Origin of the sequence: Micromonospora sp. NPDC005194 (assembly GCF_040608335.1) — a bacterium.
Lineage (GTDB): Bacteria > Actinomycetota > Actinomycetes > Mycobacteriales > Micromonosporaceae > Micromonospora.
On record NZ_JBEXIA010000014.1, the window covers coordinates 94,622 to 113,867 of the forward strand.

The 19,246-nt window shown below is 70.2% G+C and carries 18 protein-coding genes; 7 read left to right on the forward strand and 11 right to left on the reverse strand.

Annotated elements, in window-relative coordinates:
* Positions 1-114: 114 nt before the first annotated feature.
* From ABZU53_RS15035 to trxA, 3 genes are all read left to right on the forward strand, one after another.
* Positions 115-1,332 carry a chitosanase gene (locus ABZU53_RS15035; RefSeq protein ID WP_355066369.1) on the forward strand — a complete coding sequence of 406 codons (1,218 nt, stop codon included), beginning with the start codon at positions 115-117 and terminating at the stop codon, positions 1,330-1,332.
* Positions 1,333-1,463: 131 nt separating this feature from the next.
* The gene (locus ABZU53_RS15040) at positions 1,464-1,856 is read left to right on the forward strand and encodes a MerR family transcriptional regulator (protein WP_355066371.1); all 393 of its coding nucleotides are present in this window, start codon (positions 1,464-1,466) and stop codon (positions 1,854-1,856) included.
* A complete protein-coding gene (gene trxA / locus ABZU53_RS15045) occupies positions 1,826-2,173 on the forward strand; it encodes a thioredoxin (protein WP_354855710.1) in 348 nt (115 codons plus the stop codon). The genes ABZU53_RS15040 and trxA overlap by 31 nt, the downstream gene beginning before the upstream one ends.
* Positions 2,174-2,194: 21 nt before the next feature.
* On the opposite strand, the gene ABZU53_RS15050 is transcribed toward trxA, so the two are convergent.
* The 6 genes from ABZU53_RS15050 to ABZU53_RS15075 form a co-directional block, all read right to left on the reverse strand.
* A complete protein-coding gene (locus ABZU53_RS15050; protein ID WP_355066372.1) occupies positions 2,195-2,626 on the reverse strand; it encodes a cold shock domain-containing protein in 432 nt (143 codons plus the stop codon).
* A 209-nt stretch (positions 2,627-2,835) separates the two neighbouring features.
* Complete coding sequence (locus ABZU53_RS15055; RefSeq protein ID WP_355066374.1) at positions 2,836-3,330, reverse strand: PepSY domain-containing protein; 495 nt, start codon at positions 3,328-3,330, stop codon at positions 2,836-2,838.
* A 94-nt stretch (positions 3,331-3,424) separates the two neighbouring features.
* A complete protein-coding gene (locus tag ABZU53_RS15060; protein ID WP_354855713.1) occupies positions 3,425-3,979 on the reverse strand; it encodes a DUF5872 domain-containing protein in 555 nt (184 codons plus the stop codon).
* A 28-nt stretch (positions 3,980-4,007) separates the two neighbouring features.
* Positions 4,008-5,297, reverse strand: coding sequence for a HAMP domain-containing sensor histidine kinase (locus ABZU53_RS15065; RefSeq protein ID WP_355066376.1), 1,290 nt, complete (start codon positions 5,295-5,297; stop codon positions 4,008-4,010).
* Positions 5,294-5,977 carry a response regulator transcription factor gene (locus tag ABZU53_RS15070; RefSeq protein WP_355066378.1) on the reverse strand — a complete coding sequence of 228 codons (684 nt, stop codon included), beginning with the start codon at positions 5,975-5,977 and terminating at the stop codon, positions 5,294-5,296. Before ABZU53_RS15070 ends, ABZU53_RS15065 begins: the two co-directional genes overlap by 4 nt.
* A 23-nt stretch (positions 5,978-6,000) precedes the next feature.
* The gene (locus ABZU53_RS15075) at positions 6,001-6,699 is read right to left on the reverse strand and encodes an SDR family NAD(P)-dependent oxidoreductase (protein WP_355066380.1); all 699 of its coding nucleotides are present in this window, start codon (positions 6,697-6,699) and stop codon (positions 6,001-6,003) included.
* Positions 6,700-6,804: 105 nt separating this feature from the next.
* On the opposite strand from ABZU53_RS15075, the gene ABZU53_RS15080 reads away from it, so the two are divergent.
* The gene (locus ABZU53_RS15080) at positions 6,805-7,695 is read left to right on the forward strand and encodes a helix-turn-helix transcriptional regulator (RefSeq protein WP_355066434.1); all 891 of its coding nucleotides are present in this window, start codon (positions 6,805-6,807) and stop codon (positions 7,693-7,695) included.
* 58 nt (positions 7,696-7,753) lie between these two features.
* Positions 7,754-8,245: a septum formation initiator gene (locus ABZU53_RS15085; protein ID WP_355066382.1), complete on the forward strand. Its 492-nt coding sequence runs from the start codon at positions 7,754-7,756 to the stop codon at positions 8,243-8,245.
* Between the two features lie 72 nt (positions 8,246-8,317).
* Here ABZU53_RS15085 and ABZU53_RS15090 read toward each other — a convergent pair whose 3' ends face one another.
* The 4 genes from ABZU53_RS15090 to ABZU53_RS15105 all read right to left on the reverse strand — a co-directional run bounded on the left by ABZU53_RS15090 (position 8,318) and on the right by ABZU53_RS15105 (position 16,358).
* Positions 8,318-12,247 carry a ThuA domain-containing protein gene (locus ABZU53_RS15090; protein ID WP_355066384.1) on the reverse strand — a complete coding sequence of 1,310 codons (3,930 nt, stop codon included), beginning with the start codon at positions 12,245-12,247 and terminating at the stop codon, positions 8,318-8,320.
* Between the two features lie 181 nt (positions 12,248-12,428).
* Positions 12,429-13,493, reverse strand: coding sequence for a hypothetical protein (locus ABZU53_RS15095; protein WP_354855719.1), 1,065 nt, complete (start codon positions 13,491-13,493; stop codon positions 12,429-12,431).
* Positions 13,490-15,250, reverse strand: coding sequence for a phosphoribosyltransferase (locus tag ABZU53_RS15100; protein WP_354855720.1), 1,761 nt, complete (start codon positions 15,248-15,250; stop codon positions 13,490-13,492). Before ABZU53_RS15100 ends, ABZU53_RS15095 begins: the two co-directional genes overlap by 4 nt.
* A 16-nt stretch (positions 15,251-15,266) precedes the next feature.
* Entirely contained in the window at positions 15,267-16,358 is a 1,092-nt protein-coding gene (locus ABZU53_RS15105) for a hypothetical protein (RefSeq protein ID WP_355066386.1), read from the reverse strand.
* A 444-nt stretch (positions 16,359-16,802) separates the two neighbouring features.
* Between ABZU53_RS15105 and ABZU53_RS15110 the strand changes: the two genes are divergently transcribed.
* Positions 16,803-17,339: a hypothetical protein gene (locus tag ABZU53_RS15110; RefSeq protein WP_355066388.1), complete on the forward strand. Its 537-nt coding sequence runs from the start codon at positions 16,803-16,805 to the stop codon at positions 17,337-17,339.
* 125 nt (positions 17,340-17,464) lie between these two features.
* On the opposite strand, the gene ABZU53_RS15115 is transcribed toward ABZU53_RS15110, so the two are convergent.
* The gene (locus tag ABZU53_RS15115; RefSeq protein WP_355066389.1) at positions 17,465-18,547 is read right to left on the reverse strand and encodes a low temperature requirement protein A; all 1,083 of its coding nucleotides are present in this window, start codon (positions 18,545-18,547) and stop codon (positions 17,465-17,467) included.
* 89 nt (positions 18,548-18,636) lie between these two features.
* On the opposite strand from ABZU53_RS15115, the gene ABZU53_RS15120 reads away from it, so the two are divergent.
* Complete coding sequence (locus tag ABZU53_RS15120) at positions 18,637-19,245, forward strand: class I SAM-dependent methyltransferase (protein ID WP_355066391.1); 609 nt, start codon at positions 18,637-18,639, stop codon at positions 19,243-19,245.
* The last annotated feature ends 1 nt before the right edge of the window (position 19,246 follow it).

Consider the following 19,246-nt stretch of genomic DNA (forward strand, 5'->3'; position numbering starts at 1 on the left):
ACGTACCACTATCTGTTAATACTGTTTCCTGAAGCTCGTGGTGCCCGCCGGGGCCGATCGCCGCGCCGGGCACCGACCGGCCGGCGGCACGCCGCCTCTTCCCCGAGGAACACCATGGTGCGCAAGAGAACAGCCGCCTACGTCGTGGGCACCCTGCTGATCGGCGTCGCGGCGGTCAGCTACGGCCTCCCGTCGGCCAGCGCCGCGACCGCCGGCCCGATCACCGGCCTCGGTGGCAAGTGCGTCGACGTCGCCGGCGCCAATCCGGCCAACGGCACGGCGGCGCAGCTCTACGACTGCAACGGCAGCGCGGCCCAGACGTGGACGGTCGGCAACACCGACAGCTCGATCCGCGCGCTCGGCAAGTGCCTCGACGTCACCGCCGCGTCGACCGCCAACGGCGCCAAGATCCAGCTGTACGACTGCAACAACACCGGCGCCCAGAAATGGACCGCCGCCAGCGGTGGCGCCCTGGTCAACACCGCCTCGGGCAAGTGCCTCGACGTGACCGACCGGAGCACCGCCAACGGCGCCCGGTTGCAGATCTGGACCTGCGGCGGCACCACCAACCAGCAGTGGACCCTTCCCGGCGGCGGCAACCCCACCCCCACGCCGACCGCCACCGTCCCGGCCGGCACCAACCTGGACGACCCGGCGAAGAAGGACGTCGCCATGCAGCTCGTGTCGGCGGCGGAGAACTCCTCGCTCGACTGGCGGGCGCAGTTCTCCTACATCGAGGACATCGGCGACGGTCGCGGCTACACCGCTGGCATCATCGGCTTCTGCTCCGGCACCGGCGACATGCTCGAACTGGTCCAGGCGTACACGAACACCAAGCCCGGCAACGTGCTGGCCGGATACCTGCCGGCGCTGCGCGCCGTCAACGGCACCGCGTCGCACGCCGGCCTCGACCCCAACTTCCCCCGCGACTGGCGCACCGCGGCCAACGACTCGGTGTTCCGGGCCGCGCAGGAGGCCGAGCGGGACCGGGTCTACTTCAACCCGTCGGTCCGTGACGGCAAGAACGACGGGGTACGGGCACTCGGCCAGTTCGCCTACTACGACGCGGCGGTCATGCACGGGTACGAGGGAATGCGCCAGATCCGCAGCCGCGCCCTCGCCCGCGCCAAGCCGCCGGCCCAGGGTGGCGACGAGCGGACCTGGCTCAACGCGTTCCTCGACGAGCGGGTCATCGAGATGCGCAAGGAAGAAGCCCACTCGGACACGTCCCGCGTCGACACGGCCCAGCGGGTGTTCCTCAACAACGGCAACGTCAACCTGAACACGCCGCTGACGTTCGCCGTCTACGGCGAGCAGTTCCGCATCGGCTAGAACCCTCTCCGGCACGCACCGACGCTCAGGGCGCCGCCTCGCGGCGCCCTGAGCCGTCCCCGGGAGCGACCTTGCCTTGACGCTGACGACAAGGTTTAGCCTGGTCACGACGGGCTGGTCGAGGAGGTCTGATGCTGATCGGCGAGCTGGCTGAACGGGCCGGCACGAGCACCCGGACGCTGCGCTACTACGAGGCCCACGGGTTGGTACGCCCGCAGCGCTCGGCCAACGGCTACCGCGTCTACGACGAGGCGGAGCTGCGGGTCGTCCGGGAGATCCGGGCGCTGCTCGACGTCGGCTTCGGCCTCGACGACGTCCGACCGTTCGTCGCCTGCCTGCGCGCGGGCAACGCGTCCGGCGATGTCTGCCCGGATTCCGTGCTGGTGCTGCGGCGCAAGCTCGCCGAGGTCGACGACTACCTCGACCGGCTCACCGCGGTCCGTCAGCAGTTGCGCACCCAGCTCACCCACGCCATCGCGCACCGGGAGGAAACATGCCCCAGGAAACGACCGTCCGCCCCCTGATCACCGTCACCGACGCCACGTTCGCCGAGCTGGTGTTGGCCAGCGACCGGCCCGTCGTGGTCGACTTCTGGGCCGAGTGGTGCCCGCCCTGCAAGATGATCGAGAAGAGCCTCGTCGAGCTGGCCCAGGAGTTCGGCGACCGCATGACCATCGCCAAGCTCAACTCCGACGACAACCCGCAGGCCACGCGGCGCTACGGAGTCATGTCCCTGCCGACGCTGCTGGTGTTCCGTCAAGGCGAGGTCGTCGGCTCGGTCGTCGGGTCCCGGCCGAAACTCCACCTGCGGCAGAGCCTGACCCTGCACGCGGGCCTCTGACCGGCGGGCAGGGTCAGCGGCTCAGCTCTCGACCCAGCCGTGTAATCTGGCGTGGTCGACCAGAGACTGCCGGATCGCGGAGAGCTGGGCCGCGGTCAGCGTCGGCACCCGCTCGATCAGCAACTCCGTCACCTCGTACGTGAACTCGCGCGGCGACAGGACGTCGCACATCCCGTCGTCCTCGCCGGCCAGCGCGGTCCGACTCGACGTGATGGTCGGCGCCCGTTCCGGCCGGGAGACAGCGACCGGCTCGATGATCCGCAGGGACGCCACCTTCAGACCACGCTCACCGGCCTCCACCTCGTACTCGACACGCATGCCGGGATGCACGAGATGCCGCTGCTCGCCGAAATCGTTCGCGTGGACGAAGATGTCCTCCCCGCCCTTCGACGGCGCGATGAAGCCGTAACCACGGGCCTCGTCGAACCGGATGACCTTACCTACCGCACCCACCGCCACCACCCACCCCGCCACTCGACCAGGACCTCGACCTGGCCCGCACACCGTCTGGCAACGGTACCGGAACACCCGTGGTGACCCGTGGTGAGCGATCTCGTCCGAAGAGCTGATCCGCCGGCAGGCGTGGTGCCGGCCCGGCGCGTGGCGACGCCCCGACCGCTGTGCCGGATCCGGTCGGGGCGTCGCTGGTCGCCGGTCTTTCGTCAGTCGTCGTCGCCGGAGCTGTCGTCATCGTCGACCGGCTCCTGCTCGGCCTTGACCACCGCGCCGTTGTCCCGGTCGACGTCCACCTCGTGCTCGATGTCGCCGGCGATGATCTCGACGCTCCACACCGGCCGGCCGTGCTCCTGCTCGGCCTCGACCTCGACGATCTGGCCGCCACCGGCCCTGGCGAGCGCGATCTCACCGGCGCGCTGCTCGTCGACCGCGCTGCCCGCCGGCGCGGTGCCGGCGGACGGCGTGCCGCTCGACGGCGTACCCGACGGGGTCCCCGCCGACGGCGTGCCGCTGGCCCCCGGCGCGACGGTGGTGGCGCTGTCGTCCGGCGCGTCCGTGCCCGTCGGGGCGATGGTCGCCGCGGCGAGCGCCGTGTCGCCGCGCCGCGTGTCGTTCGCGGCGGCGACGCCCAGCGCGACCCCGGCCACCGCCAGCACCGCCGAGCCGCCGACCGTCGCCAGAAGCAGATTGGTGCGCTTCATCGTGGTGTCCACCTCTCCTCGGTTGTCGACTCCGAGGATCGGTCGGATCGGGATAGCGGCGCGCTGTCCGGACGCTAAGGCCGGGTTAAGTCCGTCAGCCGCGCCGGTTGAGTTCCGCTTCGAGCCGCTGGACGAGCGTCTTGCGGTCCTTGCCGGCGTGCTCGTTGCGCAGGGCCGTTCTGAGCTGCCGCGTGTCGAGGCCACGGACCAGCTTGCTGGCCTCGGCGACTGACATCTCCGAGATCCGACCGGCGGTGGTGGCGTCTCGACGCGCCTTCTTGGCCGGCCCGGTGTTGGCGACGTACTGCCTGCCGGTTCGGGAGGCTTCCCGCTTCTTGGTGTCGGTCGCGCGCTTCTGGCTCTCCGACATCTCGTCCCAGGCCTTCTTGGGCAGGTAGCGGCTCGTCGTGCCGTCCTTGCGCGCACGGGTGTCGCCCTCTTTGGTCTGCCACTTCTCGTTGCCCCAGCGCTGGAGCGCTTTCTGCCGCTCGTCCTTTTCGCCCAGGAAACCGCCGCCGCGCTTCTTGTACTCCTGGGTGACCAGCTGTGACTTGCGTGCCGACCACTGACCCGGCCGACCGCCCTTGTCGGACGCCTTGATCTCTTCCTTGATCTGCTCTCTGAGCTCGGGTTTCGTATACCGCGCCATGGGTGGCAGCTACCCGGCACCGCAGCGGCTATGCCTCTCGCCGCGACGTCGACGGACCGAGCCGGAGCAGCACCTGCGCCCCGCCCTGCGGACCGGACCGCAGCTCCAGCCGACCGCCGCCGGCCTGCGCGGCGCGGCGGGCGATGTCCAGGCCGAGTCCGGTCGACCCGGCGGCGCTGGCACCCCGTCGGACCGCCCCCGCCGGCATGCCCGGTCCCTCGTCGGCGACGGTGAGCAGCACCTCCCCGTCGTCGCGCGCGAGCCGGACGGTGAACGGTGTGCCGTCGGGGGTGTGCGCGAAGACGTTGCCGAGCAGGGCGTCCACGGCGGCCGTCAGGTCGTCGGCGGGCACCCCGACGGTGAGCGGGCCGGGGGCCAGGTCGAGGTGCACGGCCCGACCGGTGTCCTCGGCCAGCACCGACCAGAACGCCACCCGGTCCGCGACGATCGCGGCGGCGTCCGACACGGCCGTCCCGGGCGTCGGCGCGCGACGCCAGCGGGCCTGCTGGATCAGACCGGTGACCGCCCGTTCGAGCCCGTCGGCGGCGGCGGCGATCCGGGCCGCGTCGTCCGGGTCGCGCAGCGACTCCGCCTCCAGCCGCAGCGCCGTCAATGGCGTCCGCAGTCGGTGCGACAGGTCGGCGACCTGCTCGCGCTCCTGCAGCAGGAGAACCTGGATCCGGCCGGCCAGGTGGTTGAGAGCACCGGCCACCTCGCGCAGCTCCGCCGGGCCGGCGGGCGTGACCCGGGCGTCCAGTTCGGCGTTCGCCAGCCGGTGCGACACGGCGGAGAGTTCGCTGATCGGCCGCACCAGCGTGCGCGCCAGCCGGTCGGCGACCGCCAACCCGATCAGCACCAGCACCACACCCAGCAGCGCCAGCACCAGCCAGGCCCGGGTCACCCCGGCGGTCAGCTCCTGCCGCGGCACCACGATCCGGATCACGCCGGTGCCGTCCGCCCGGCCCTGCACGGCGATGACCACCTCCCGGCCGGCCGCCGACTCCCCGGTGAGGCTCTGGCCACGCGCGGCCAGAGCCACCGCTGGCGTACGGGGCGCCTGGGCGCCGAGCACCGTGCCGTCGGGCAGGAAGACGCTCACCGGTCGACCGGACTCCGCGGCGAGCTGCTCGACGGTGAGCCGGATGGTCGGCGCGTCGGCGGTGCCGACCACCGGCACGAGGCTCTGCGCGTCGGCGGTGGCCCGCACGGTGGCCCGGTCCTGGGCGACGGTGCGAACCAGCAGCGCCAGCGGCACCAGGAAGGCGACGAGCGTGAGCACGCTGACCGCAGCGACCAGCAGCGCGAGCCGTGCCCTCACGGCGCCTCCAGTCGTACCCCGACGCCGCGCACGGTGTGCAGGTAGCGGGGCTGCTGGGCGCTCTCCCCCAGCTTGCGGCGCAGCCAGGACAGGTGCACGTCGACCGTCTTGTCCGCGCCGCCGTACGGGATCTGCCAGACCTCGGTGAGCAGCTCGCGTTTGGTGACCACCTGGCCGGGCCGACCGGCCAGGTGGTGCAGCAGGTCGAACTCGCGCGGCGTCAGCTCCACCAGCGTGCCGTCCAGGGTGACCTGCCGAGACCGGGGATCGACGCGCAGCCCGCCCACCACGAGGGACACCTCCTGCGCGTCGGCGCTGGCCGGGCCCCGCCGCAGCACCGCTCGGGCGCGGGCGTCGAGCTGCGCGGCGGTGAACGGCTTGACCACGTAGTCGTCGGCGCCCGCGTCGAGGACCCGGACGATCTCGGTCTCGTCGTCGCGGGCGGTGGCGACGATGACCGGCACCGAGCTGACCGCGCGCAGCATCCGCAGCAGCTCGCGTCCGTCCAGGTCGGGCAGGCCCAGGTCGAGGATGACCAGGTCCGGTCGGTCCTCCAGCACGTCGCGCAGCCCGGCCATCGCGGTCGAGGCCGCGGCGACCGCGTGGCCGCGTTCCCGCAATGCTCGGATCAGCGGCGTACGGATCGTCAGGTCGTCCTCGATGAGCAGCAGGCGGGCCACCCTGGCAGGCTAACGGTTCGCCATCAGGACCACGCGATCTCGCCGTGGCGGTCGACGAAGCGGCCCGAACGATGTCCCGGCCCTTCGGTGGCGAGGGCGACGATGGCGTCCGTGCCCTCGGTGACGGTCTGCGGCCCGCTGTGACCGTTGAGGTCCGTGGCGGTGTATCCGGGGTCAGCGGCGTTGACGCGGACGTCCGTCAGCGCCTTGGCGTACTGGGTGGTCAGCATGGTCAGCGCCGCCTTCGACGACGTGTAGACGGGGGCGATGACGCCGGACTCGGCTCGCGACGGGTCGTGCGTGGCCGACAGGGATCCCATCGCGCTGCTCACGTTGATGATCACCGGGTCGGGCGAGCGGCGCAGCAGCGGCAGGAACGCCGTTGTCGTCCGCACCACGCCGACGAGGTTGACGTTGAGGACGTCGAGCATCTCGTCGCCGGTCAACTCGCTCGGGTCGCCGAACGGCCCGTGGACGCCGGCATTGTTGATCAGCACGTCGATGCGGCCCTCGTGCTTCTCGACGTCGGCGGCCGCAGCGGTGACGGAGTCGTCGTCGGTGACGTCGATCTGGACGAACCGGGCGCCGAGTGTGTCGGCTGTCACGGCGCCGAGCTCGGGGTCACGAGCTCCGACGATAACGGTGTGGCCCAGTTCGATGAGGCGGCGAGCGGTCTCGCGGCCGAGGCCCTTGTTGGCCCCGGTGATGAAGGTGATCGTCATGCGTCCCAGCGTTCGTCGAGGTGAGCGCATGTGCCAGGGACGTCACATCGGTAGGAAAAGCAATACCACCTTCACGCCGGGGGTGTGCGCAACAATCGAGGCGTGATGACGCAGGCTGCGGGACTGGGGCCCACGATCCGCGCCTGGCGTGACCGCCTGTCGCCGACCGCCACCGGCTTGCCCGCCGGCCACGGGCGACGGGCCGCCGGGCTGCGCCGGGAGGAGCTGGCCGAGCTCGCCGGCGTGTCGGTCGACTACATCGTGCGCCTGGAGCAGGGACGGGCGACCACACCCTCGGCGCAGGTCGCCTCCGCGCTCGCCCGCGCCCTACAGCTGACCTCCGCCGAGCGCGACCACCTGTTCCGGCTGGCCCACCTGGCCGCCCCGACGGACGACCAGATCTCCGACCACATTCCGCCCGGGGTGCAGCGGGTGGTGGGGCGCCTCGGTGACGCCGCCGTCGCCGTCTTCGCCGCGGACTGGCAGTTGATCTGGTGGAACCGGAATTGGGCGGCGCTGCTGGGCGATCCGTCGGCGTCACCGCCGGGCCTGCGTAACTTCGCTCGCGACACCTTCCCGGTGACCTCCGACAAGCCACGGCTGTCGCAGTGGCCCGTGCTCGCACTGGACGACGAAGTCACGAGCGCCGCGGTCGTGTCCGACCTCAGGCGCGCCACCGGCCGGTTTCCCCGTGACCGTCGCCTGGCCAAGCTCATCCGCGACCTCGCCGAGGGCAACGAGCGGTTCGCCGAGTTGTGGGCTGCTGGGACGGTCGCCGCACACCGCGAGGACCGCAAGATCATCAATCACCCGTCGGTCGGTACCGTGACGGTCGACTGCGACGTTCTGACCGACGGCGACGCCGAGCTGAAGATCGTGATCCTCACCGCGGCGCCCGGCACCAGGGACGAGGCCAGCATGCGCCTCGCCGCGGTGGCCGGGGTGGCCAACCCGTCCGAGTCCGTTGGTGAGGCCGCCCGGCACGGCCTGCGTTAACCCCGGCTTAGCGTCCGGATGTGCCGACGACAACCAACGATCGGGGATAGTCGGTGGCATGAGCCGTCGTTCCGTCCTCGTCGCCGTCGGATGGGTGGCCACGGTCGCCGTGGCGACCCTGATCGGGCTGGGCGCGATCCGGCTGGTCGGCGACAGCATCACCGGCACCCCGGGCGGGATACGCAGCGAGGCGGAGATCGAACGGGCGCTCACCTCGCCGGAGCCGGTGCCCACCGGCACCACGGGCACCACGGGCACCGGCCCAACCGCGTCCGGCACCGCGTCGCCCGGCCCCGCCACGGCGAGCGCCGCGTCGCCGGGCGCCGGTGTCCGCCGCAGTTTCGCCACCAACGGCGGCACGGCCGTGGCCGAGTGCGGCCCCGATGGCGTACGCCTCGTCTCCTGGGCGCCCGCGCAGGGCTACCGGGTGCACAAGGTGGACCGGGGCCCGGACGACGACGTCGAGGTCACGTTCGAGGGATCGGCCGGCAGGCACGAGTTGAAGGTCCGTTGCGTCGGCGCCGAGCCGGTGGCCGTCGCCGACGACTGACCCGACACCCAGCAGCTGAGCGACGGACGTGGCCGGCACGGATTCCGTGCCGGCCACGTCGTCGGTGGTGGTTCAGCTGCTGTACGCCTCCACCTCCCAGAGCGAGTGGCCGTAGCCGGTGCCCCGGGCGGTGCCGTAGATGCGCAGGTAGCGCCCGTTGGCGCCGAGGCCGCTGTGCTCGTCCACGCCGCCGTCGGCGCCGGTCACCGTCTTCACGGTGGTCCAGGTGGTGCCGTCGTTGGAGGTCTGGATCTGGTACGCGCTGCTGTACGCCGCCTCCCAGCTCAGCTTGACCCGACCGATGGCGGTCGGGGCGCCGAGGTCGACGCGGATCCACTGCGGGTCGGAGAAGGTGCTCGACCAGCGGGTGGTGAGGCTGCCGTCGACCGCCTGGGCGCCGGTCACGTCGGCCCCCTCGTTGCTGGACGTCGTCGTCGGCTTGTTGAGCAGCAGGTTGCCGCCGGTCGGGCCGCCGGTGGCGCCGTACACCTCGAACTCGTAGAGCGAGTAGCCCCAGGCCGTGCCGCGGGCGGTGCCGAGGAGCCGGACGTACCTGCCGGAGCCGGTGAGCCCGGTCAGGTCGTCCACCCCGCCGTCGCCGCCGGTCACCGTCCGGACCGTGGTGAAGGTGACCCCGTCCGTCGAGGTCTGGATCTGGTACCCGCTGCCGTACGCCGCCTCCCAGGTGAGCTTGACCCGGCTGAGGGCGTACGTGGCGCCCAGGTCCACGTCGATCCACTGTGGGTCGCCGAAGGCGCTGCCCCAGCGGGTTCCGGCCACGCCGTCGAACGCGTTGGCCGCGACGAACGCGCCCTCGTAGCTGGATGCTCGCGCCGGCTTGCCCTTGGCCAGGTTGGTGCCCGGCTCGGGATCCGGGTCCGGTCCGGGACCGCCGGGACTGGTGGAGAGGGTGAATTCGTCGATGTCGAACCACGGCCCGGGGCCCTTGAAGACCAGGAACAGGGTGCGGGCGCCGGTCGGCGCGGTGACCCCACCGGTGACCGTGGCGAAATTGGCGTACCCGCCGGTGGGCGTGACGGTTGCCGAGCCGACCAGCGGTCCGGTGGGCGAGTCGACGCGCAGTTCCAGCGTCCCGCCGCCGCCGGCCGGGGCGCCGACCCGTGCGCTGAACGACTGGATGCCGGTCAGGTTGTAGGGGCGGAACGAGATCCAGTCGTTGTTGTCGATGTAGCCGACCGCGGCGCCGCCGTGCCCGGCCGCCCCGGCGACGATCTGGACACCCGAGGAGTCGCCGAAGTGCTCGGCCTGGCGCACGCGCGGTTGCAGCACGGCCTGGGTGTGCGTGGTCAGCGCCGGTTGGCCGCCCCCGCCCAGATCGGTGTACTCGGCGTCGATGATGCCGAAGATGTTCGCCGCCGTGTCGTGCTCGCCGTCGGCCGAGGTCTGGATGACCCCGGTGCAGCCCTGCACGCTGCCGAGCTGGTGGCCGTGCGAGTCGTGGCCGAGGACGTAGTTCACCTTGACCCGGGCGCAGTTGATCGTGCCGTCCTGGGCGTCGGTGACGGTGACGCTGAACGGCACCGCGTCCCCGAAGGCGAAGGTCTGCCCGTTCAACGGGGTGTTCACGGTGACAACCGGGGCGCTGTTGCCGACGGTGACGACCACGCTCGCGGTGGCGGTCTTGCCGGTGGTGTCCCGAACCGTCAGCGTCGGACTGCGCGTCCCGTTGGTCGTGTACGTGAAGCTCGGGTTCGGCGCGGTCGAGTCGGTGGTGCCGTTGTTGTCGAAGTCCCAGGCGTAGGTGAACGGGTCGCCGTCCGGGTCGAGGGTGCCGGCCGAGGAGAAGGCGACGGTCAACGGTGCGATGCCGCTGGTTGGGGTGGCGGTGACCTTCGCGACGGGCGCTCTGCCCTCGCGGGCGTACTCGATGCGGTAGAGCGCCGAGTTGGCGTCGCCGTTGAACCAGCCGGTGCCGTAGTCGAGAACGTAGAGCGCGCCGTCCGGGCCGAACTCCATGTCCATGACCTGCGTCCCGGTCCACGGGAACGGGTTGATCTTCAAGGGCTGGCCGGCCGCGTCCAGCTTGACGTTCTTGATCCAGCGGCGGCCGAACTCACCGGCGAAGAAGGTGCCGTCGTAGTACTGCGGGAACGCCACGGCGGAGGTGTTGTTCGGGTCGTACCGGTAGACCGGGCCGGCCATCGGCGACAGCCCACCGCCGGTGAACTCCGGCGGGGAGCCGGAACCGCCGTACGGCAGCCAGGCCGGGACGGCCGGCGGCAGCTGGGTGATGCCGGTGTTGTTGGGCGAGTTGTTGACCGGCCCGCCCGCGCAGTCGAACTTCGGCCCGGACGGCCCGGACGGGAACGTGTAGTCGTTGTAGGCGTCGTTGCGGGCGGTGCAGTACGGCCAGCCGTAGAAGCCGGGCCGGTCGATCCGGGCGAACTCCACATTGCCCGCCGGCCCCCGGTTCGGGTCGGCGGTGCCCGCGTCGGGGCCGTAGTCGCCGAGGTAGACGATGCCGGTGGCCTTGTCCACGCTCATCCGGAACGGGTTGCGGAACCCCATCGCGTAGATTTCCGGGCGCGTCCGCGCGGTGCCGGGCGCGAACATGTTGCCGGCCGGGATGGTGTAACCGCCCGCCGTGCTCGGCTTGATGCGCAGCACCTTGCCGCGCAGGTCGTTGCTGTTCGCCGCGGTGCGCTGGGCGTCGAAGGCCGGGTTACGGCCGGCTCGCTCGTCGATCGGGGTGAACCCGGCCGAGTCGAACGGGTTGGTGTCGTCGCCGGTGGACAGGTACAGGTTGCCGGCCGCGTCGAAGTCCATGTCGCCGCCGACGTGGCAGCACATGCCCCGGCTGGTGGGCACGTTCAGGATCAGCGTCTCGCTGGCCAGGTTGATGGTGTTGTCCGCGTTCACGGTGAAGCGGGACAACCGGTTGACGCCGTCCCAGACGGCGAAGTCGGCAGGCGTGCCGGTGGCCGGGGCGCCACCGCCGGGTGTGCTCAACGGGGGCGCGTAGTAGGCGTACACCCAGCGGTTGGTGGCGAAGTTGGGGTCGGCCTTGATGCCCTGCAGGCCCTCCTCGTCGCCGGTGTAGACGGCCAGGGTGCCCGCGATCTTGGTGTTGCCGGCGGCGTCGGTGTGCCGGATCACGCCGTCGCGGGACGTGTGCAGCACCCCCCGGTCGGGCAGGACGGTGAGGCTCATCGGCTCGCCGGTCTCGGCCGCGCCCTTGGCCAGCTCCACCTGCTGGAAGTTGGTGGTCACGGTCGGGCCGCAGTCGGCGGTGACCGCCCCGGCCGCGGTCTGGATGCCGCCGAGCAGGTGCTGGCGGAAGGCCGTGTCGGTGTACGAGGCGTCGGTGTGGCCGAGGCCCGTGTACCAGGCCCGCCCTCCGGAGTAGTTCTGGCACCAGGAGATCGGGTGGTCGTACCCCATGCTGCCGCCGGTGTAGGTGCTCTCGTCCAGGGTGGCCAGCACGTGCACGTTGCCCCGGGGGTTGGCGCGGTAGTTGTAGAGCTCGTCGAACCGGCTCCACCGCTGCGGCAGCGCCCTGGTCGACGGGTGCACCTGGTCGGCGACCTTCACGGTGGCGGTCTGCTCGGCCGGGTGCGAGGCGAAGTACGCGCCGACGAGCCCGCCGTACCAGGGCCAGTCGTACTCGGTGTCGGAGGCGGAGTGCACGCCCACGTACCCGCCGCCGCCGGTGATGTAGCGCTCGAACGCCGCCTGCTGTGCGGCGTTGAGCACGTCGCCGGTGGTGGACAGCCAGATCACCGCCGCGAACCGGTCCAGGTTGGCGTCGGTGAACTGGGCCGCGTCCTCGGTGGCCTCGACGGTGAACCCGTTGGCGGCACCGAGCTGCTGGATCGCGGTGATGCCGGGGGTGATGGATCCGTGTCGGAATCCGGCGGTCTTGCTGAAGACCAGCACGGTGAACGGCGCGGCGCTGGCCGCGGGCGGCGTGGCGACGACGCCGCCCAGGACGAGGATCGCGCTCAGCGCAGCGCCGAACCACGCTCTCAGGGATCTGCGCACGGGTAGGTCCTTTCGCGGGTGCGGGACGACGTGCGCCGATCACGCCGGGTGGTGGTGTGCATGCATCGTTGCCGCTCGATACCCGGTCCGTCAAGGGTTCTCGCACCATCCGTGAGAGCGTTATCTCCGCAGCTCAAGGCGACTCTCGGGGGCAAGATCAGATTCCGGTTTCCCCGCCGTACTAGGCCCGGTCCTGCATGAACCGGCAGGACTTCAACCAGAGCCGCACCGCGGTGGCCGCCGCGACGGTGCTGACGAACTGCCAATCCTTCACGCGATCGGGCTCACCCAGGTCGGCGATCCCGCGCATCACCATCCAGGGCACACCTTCCTCGACGCAGGCCACCGCGAATCCGGCGCCCTCCATCTCCAAGGCGCCGGTGCGGCGCTCCGGGCCGAACCGCCGTGCCCGCCGCCCTACCTTCCCGTCCTCTATCAACTCGTCCTTCGCGAGGATCGTCTTCGGGATGAGCCGTGGACGGTAGGTCGCCGGGTCGAAGAGTTCGGGGACCTGCAGATCGTCCAGGTCGGCGGTCGCGGCGGCGATCTGCTTGGCAATCAGTTCGTGCCAATCCAGCCGCTCCGGCCGAAACGAGGTCATCTCCCGCGCGATCCGGAGATCCGGATTCAGTGGGGTCGGGTCGGGCACGTAGCCACGGGCCGTCGAGATCCCACCACCGGTATCGATCACCTTGTCACCGAACACGACGTCGCCCACCTGGACCTGCTTCTTGTGACCGGCCGCCATGCCGACCAGGCAGCACAGCCGGACGTCGTACGCGGAGAACACGGTGTGCAGGAAGGCCGCCATCCGACTGTTGCCGGCGGTCCCGCACTTGGTGATGATCCCCTTCAACGGCGGCTGGCCGTCGCGCGCCACTTCGACGTCGAAGAAGTATGCGCCGCGGACCGAGTAGTCGGGCTCACGTCGAAGGTCGACGCCCAGCGCGGCCTTCGCGGCGTCGAACTCGCGCTCCTTCACCGTCACGAGCGCAAAATCGACGCTGCGCGCAACCTGCCACCTGTCAAGCTGTTCGTAAATGTCCCGCACGCGGTCCGCCTCGAGCCAGCGGGAGCCCATGATTGCCGCGGCGTGGACGAGAACTTTCGACCGGAATCTCTCGTCGAGGCGACTGACAGACCAGACAAGGTCGTCGAACATGATCGACGCAACGTCGTCCGAGGTTTCCGCCCGCAGCAGGGCGAGCAGGGTGAGGACATCGTTCTCGGTCGGCTGTCGGGTCATGGCCGGCGCACCGCTGCCCCGTCCGCATCCGGGCGCTGCGCGGGGAGGTCCGTCTGGGAGGCGGGTGGCTTCCAGCCGTAGAGCGAGTGCCGTTGCCCGGCCGCGTCGGGCGAGAAGTCGAGCAGTGTGCAAACGGCCTTCACGTTCAGGCCCTTCGCCCGGGCGATGCGCTCCATCGCTCTGATCGTGTCGCCGCTACCGACGAACTCGTCGATGAGGACCACCTCCTTCGTCGCGACGGAATCCAGTTCCTGGCACCAAGGGGCCCTGGCATCGAAGACCTGTTCCGGTGCGGTGCCCTTGACCACCCGTTCGATATCCTCGCGCGGGATTCGTACCACCTGAGCGCCGGAACGCAGGGACAGGCTGTTGGACAATTTTCGGGAACCCTGTTCGCGTTCGGGGCAGACCAACAGGATGTCCTGTCCCACGGTGCTGGTTGACCGACGCACGAACATCCACAGCTTGTCGGCCAGCCAGTTTCCGTACTGCTCGAGGATCTGTGGGACGTCAGGGACCACGGCGTAGCCGCGACGGCGGGGAGCCGGGACGTCATCTTCAGGCTTGACGCCGCATGTTCGTACCAGATCCCAGAACTCGGCGGTGGTCAGCGTGTTGGTCCGCTCCTCGTACCGCCTGGTCTCTCCCACCACAGCCAGGCGGCACTCGGCTTCCGACTCGGTGCGCTGTTCAACCGACAGGAAGTATGCAACCTCGTGCTCCGTGCCGTCATTTCCCTCGATCCGGCGGCGACCGAACCGTGGCTGTGGGCCTCCGACGCAGAGGACGGACAGGACCCGCAGTCGTTCGGGACGCAACCGGGCATGGAGGGTGGTGACCCGCTCGGTCAGCGAGACGCCGGTGTTGACGACGGGCACGACCAGCAGCACCGACCGGGGTTGAGGGCCCTCCGTCGGCGTCGTGTCCATCGCTTCGGAGAAGGATCGGATCGGCAGCGAGCCGGCGGAGATGCAGGAACCCTTCAGGGGATTGGCGAGCCAGTCCGAGACGGACTCGTGGTAGACGATCAGGTCCGGGCGGTCCGCGCCGATCGCCTCGTCCAGCAGGTGGCCGAGCTCGTCCTGTGCCCGGCTGGCGTCGAAGTAGTGGCGTAGCACCTTCCGCTCGCCCTGCCGGCCGTGCGGACGAAACCAGCCGAGCCGGGTGATGAGTTTGCGTTCGAACAGGTCGATCGACGCGGTCTGTAGACGGGCCAGGGCACTGCGGTAGTCGTCCTCGTCGGTGCCCGGCCAGGAGGCGGTGCCACCGTCGGAGAGAAGGTGAATCTGACCAGAGGCCAGGCGCGCGTCCAGTTGTTCACGGAGCCTGATGTCCTCTGCCTGCTCGGTCGGGAGCAGGATGACCAGGGTGCGGGCGGCCCATTGCTCGCTGCCGCAGGCGGCGCTGACCGCCGAGGCGAGATGCAGCAGAGCCTCCGGGCGGAGGAACAGCTCGGTGTTGACCGTTCGGGTGCTTACCGAGAGGTCGAGAATCCCGATATCCGCCCGGTCAGGAAGCTCCATCAACGCCCGGTAGAGCGGCTCGTAGATGGACTCGGTTTCGACGAGCGCCGTCGCCGTGTCGATGGTGTGAAAGGCGGCGGCGGATCCTACGTAGCGCATCGTGTGGCCGGCGACGATCCGGGCCACGTAGGCGTAGAAGGCTCGCTGCTGCTCGTTCGGTTCCTCGCCCGGACCCAGCCCGAAGCGAACGAGGTCGAACGTGGTCGGTGGTGTCTGTTGTTCACGTTCCAGCATCGGGCCAGACGCCGAACTAGTCGCTGAGCGGAAGGGTCACGACTACGAGGTCGCCACGCACTGTCCCACGGTGCGACTGATCGCAGGTGATCGTCGGTGGCAGAGCTGGGACGTCGCTGCCGTCACTGCGGTCACGGGCCACGGCGAGGTGCACGTCGGCACCGTAGGCGTCGAGCTGGCCGCCGAAAATGTCGATCACCGCGCTGGCGAGCACGGTGGGATTGTTCGGCGGCTGCCAGGCGTCTCGGAGCGCGGTGGACGTGGGCGCCACAGTGGCGAGCGTTTCCTGCGCCTCCTCGAACACCAGGTCAAGCAGATCGGCCGTTGCCACCTGGGTCGATCGATCGTCGGCACCGTCCCACCAGAAGGCGATCTGCAGGTGGGCGCGACCGGAACGTCGCATCCCGTAGTGCGCGGCGACAACCGCGGTCCGCTTCTCGTGGCCGATCGACGCGCGGATCAGGGTCTCCAGGATGACCCGGCGGGCCACCTGCGCGCCATGGCCGTCCAGATCCCGATCGAGCGCCGCGACCACATGCTTCGACAGCCAGTCCGCCGCGTACCGCACTGCCGGTGCGTGCCGAGTGCTCGACCCGAGTGGCAGGACCTTGAAGGGAAAGATGTTGAAGGGCAGGGTCGGGCGTCTGGCCGCCGTCCGGCGGTGAGGATAGGAGTCGACCCGGGTCAATCGGTACACGCTCTGCGTGGTCAGCAATTGAGGCAGCGGAGTCTCGGTGGCGACGGTCATCGCCTCCAGGAAGTTGATTTCCCGGAGGAAATTGATCATCTCTGGCTGCTCGGGAAGTCGGACTCTGGTAACCAGCCCGAGGCGGTGCCGCTCGACCATTTTCGAGATGAGAAAGGCAGGACCTGCCACATCGGAGAATGCGCAGTTGGTGAGGTCGAGGCAGGCTCTCTGCTCACTCGGCCAGCCGGTGGCGACCTCGCCCCACCGGTGCCACAGGCGGTCGATCGTGGCGTCACCCGGGACGGAGACCCGGTAGCCGTCTTCGGCGGCCGACCTCTTCGCCGCCAACCAGCGATCAAGTCCATCCTGGACAGTGCGGCTCAGCGGGTTGGTCGCCAAACCCACGACCAGCTTGGACACGTGCAACGCCAGGTGCTCGTTCCACGTCGGCTGGTACACCGTCGCCGATATCGACGCCTGTCGACCAGTCATCGATGCCCCGAGTCATGTTGCGGACGGTGTGAGGCACAGCCGCCCTTGTCCGATTGGGTGTAACCCCCGGCTCCCCCACACGCGCCGGGGGCGGATCCTGGGCAAACCTAGCAGCGCCAACACGGCCTGTGAAGATGCGAAAGTGCCGTCCATCGGTGTCGAAACCCGACAATGGACAGACGACTGACGGGAAGACCTACGCTCGGCCAAGGAGCACGACCGACAGGGCGACAACAATGCCGGGTAATCGCTGGATACCTGCTCGTCTGCGCCGCCCGACGGGCCAAGGTTGTCGACTTATTCACCGATCGCCCGTCCTTGGTGGCCTCGGGCATCATGGGGCGCATCACCTGTCGATCCGGGAGGACGTGCATGGTCGGCGAGATCACTACCGGCGGTTTGCTGCTCACCGAGTATGAGCAGCTGAAACAGGAGCAGCGCACCCGGATCGGGTTCCGCGACAATCTGATCTATGCCACCCTCGGCTCGATGGCGGCGGTTGTCGCGGCCGCTCTCTCCGTGAAGGGCCACGCCAACCTGTTGCTCCTGCTGCCCGTGGCAAGCGTCGTTCTCGGATGGACTTATTTGATCAACGACGAAAAGATTTCCGCGATCGGTCGCTACGTCCGCACCGACCTTGGCCCCCGCCTGGTCGCGCTGACCGCTGGAGGTGAGGCCGCCTTCGGCTGGGAGACGGCTCACCGCTCGGACGCCCGCCGCGTCTCCAGGAAGTATCTGCAACTCGCCGTCGACCTTGGCACCTTCGTCGTCCCGCCGCTCGCCGCTCTGATCGTCTTCTGGGCGAACGGGCCCCTGAGCGTCGCCTTCGTCGCCGTATCTCTCATTGAGGTCGCCGCCACGGCCGTGCTCGCCTGGCAGATCGCGGTCTATGCCGACCTGACCCGCTGATGGCCGACGTCGACGGAGGGCAGGACGATGCCGACGAGCAGCACGGCGACGCTCCACCACGGCAGCCGCCGGGGGTGCGGCCCCGGTTTCCCCTCAGGTCTTTTACCGAGCGACCCTGATTCCCGTCACGCGGGTGAGGGCAGATCATCGGCATCTTTCAGGTGGCTGACCAGCGTGTCGGCCCCGCCGACGAGGACGAGCACCACGGCGGCCATGACCAGGACCGCCAGGCCCGGCAGCAGGGCGCCGACCGGGACTGCCGCGGCCAGCACCAACGCCCCGGCCAGCCGGTGGACGGGGCGCCGCCTGAAGACCTCGTACTCCGCCCAGGCCTGCGCGAGGAGGAACAGCGCCGGACCACCGAGCATGATGACCGCCGGCGGCAACGCGCCCTCGTCGGCGGGGTGGGCGATGACCAGCTCGAATCCGACTGCGGTGATCAGCACGCTGGCCACCGTCACCAGGTGGATGTAGGTCGCCCTCTCACCGAGTCGCGCCGGGGACCGGGAGTCGCGGATCGCCGGGGGGAGCAGGTGTCCGGCACGGTGGAAGTAGATCCGCCAGAACAGCACGGTGACGGCGAACGCGATGACGAAGGCGGCGACCGCCGCGGGGGTCAACGGGTCCGCGCTGGAGGCCAGGCCGATCACCAGGATCGCCTCGCCGAGTGCGATCAGGAACACCTGCTGGTAGCGCTCCACCAGGTGGACCCCGTTGATCACCCACTGGTTCACCCGGGAGGCGCCGAGCCGGGGTATCGGCCAGCCGGTGGCGAACCCCACGTACTCGATGGCCAGGGCGCCGGCCCAGACCGCGGGCCGGGCGTGCTCGCTCACGGCGGCGCCGACGAGCCAGGGCACTGCGACGACGGCCGTCCAGATCGTGATGCGGGTGGTCACCAACCGTCGTGGTTGGCGGCGCAACGCCAGGGTGAGCGCGAGCGGCCGGCCGAGCTGGATGGTGACGTAGGTGCCCGCGAACACCACGGCTCGGCCGCCGAACACGTGGGGCATCCCGATGGCCAGCACCAGCGCGCCGAACATGACCACGATGACCAGCGCCTGGACGAACGGCAGCGCCGGATCGTAGAGGCTGGTGACCCAGGCCGCCAACATCCAGATCAACCAGAGCAGCAGGAAGAAGAACAGCGCCTCGGCGGCGCCCGCCACCGGATCCCGCAGCAGCCGTCCCGTCCACGCGTGCGACATCCCGGACACACCCCCGGGCATTAACGATCTTTTGGACGGGGGGTTGCGTGCGGTGGGCCGACCCGGTCCGGCGCTCCTATAGTCGGGCGGTGGGCACGGAACAGGTACGGCAGGCGTACGCCGCGGTCGCGGATCTCTACATCGAACTGTTCGGCACGCGTGAGCGGGTGGACCCCGACGACCTCGCCCTCATCGGCCGGCACCTGGGGGGCCGACCCGGTCCGGTGCTCGACCTGGGCTGCGGCCCGGGTCACCTCACCGACCACCTTCGTTCGCTGGGCGTCGACGCCACGGGCGTGGACGTGGTGCCCGAGTTCATCGCCCACGCGCGGGCGACCCACCCCGGCGGCAGCTACCGCCTCGGGTCGCTGGACGACCTCGACGTCGCCGACCACTCGGTCGCCGGCATCCTGGCCTGGTACTCGCTGATCCACCTGCCGCCGCAGCGCCTCGACGGCGTGCTCACCACGTTCCGGCGTGCCCTGGCCCCGTCCGGGAGGTTGGTGCTGGGCCTCTTCGCCGGCGACGAGATCGACGCCTTCGACCACAAGGTCATGACCGCCTACCGGTGGCCCGTCGACGAGATCTCCGAGCGGCTGGCGCGCGCCGGCTTCACCGAGGTCGAGCGCCTGGAGCGGCCCGACAGTGGCGTCCATCGGCCGCACTACGCCATCGCGGCGGTCGCCACCGAGCAGTAGG

Excerpts from the sequence above, each read along its gene's own strand:
- ABZU53_RS15060 (WP_354855713.1), bottom strand. The coding sequence starts at position 3,979 with ATGGCGCGGTATACGAAACCCGAGCTCAGAGAGCAGATCAAGGAAGAG.
- ABZU53_RS15080 (WP_355066434.1), top strand. The coding sequence starts at position 6,805 with ATGACGCAGGCTGCGGGACTGGGGCCCACGATCCGCGCCTGGCGTGAC.
- ABZU53_RS15035 (WP_355066369.1), top strand. The coding sequence starts at position 115 with ATGGTGCGCAAGAGAACAGCCGCCTACGTCGTGGGCACCCTGCTGATC.
- ABZU53_RS15075 (WP_355066380.1), bottom strand. The coding sequence starts at position 6,699 with ATGACGATCACCTTCATCACCGGGGCCAACAAGGGCCTCGGCCGCGAG.
- trxA (WP_354855710.1), top strand. The coding sequence starts at position 1,826 with ATGCCCCAGGAAACGACCGTCCGCCCCCTGATCACCGTCACCGACGCC.
- ABZU53_RS15040 (WP_355066371.1), top strand. The coding sequence starts at position 1,464 with ATGCTGATCGGCGAGCTGGCTGAACGGGCCGGCACGAGCACCCGGACG.
- ABZU53_RS15100 (WP_354855720.1), bottom strand. The coding sequence starts at position 15,250 with ATGCTGGAACGTGAACAACAGACACCACCGACCACGTTCGACCTCGTT.
- ABZU53_RS15085 (WP_355066382.1), top strand. The coding sequence starts at position 7,754 with ATGAGCCGTCGTTCCGTCCTCGTCGCCGTCGGATGGGTGGCCACGGTC.
- ABZU53_RS15115 (WP_355066389.1), bottom strand. The coding sequence starts at position 18,547 with ATGTCGCACGCGTGGACGGGACGGCTGCTGCGGGATCCGGTGGCGGGC.
- ABZU53_RS15055 (WP_355066374.1), bottom strand. The coding sequence starts at position 3,330 with ATGAAGCGCACCAATCTGCTTCTGGCGACGGTCGGCGGCTCGGCGGTG.
- ABZU53_RS15110 (WP_355066388.1), top strand. The coding sequence starts at position 16,803 with ATGGTCGGCGAGATCACTACCGGCGGTTTGCTGCTCACCGAGTATGAG.
- ABZU53_RS15095 (WP_354855719.1), bottom strand. The coding sequence starts at position 13,493 with ATGACCCGACAGCCGACCGAGAACGATGTCCTCACCCTGCTCGCCCTG.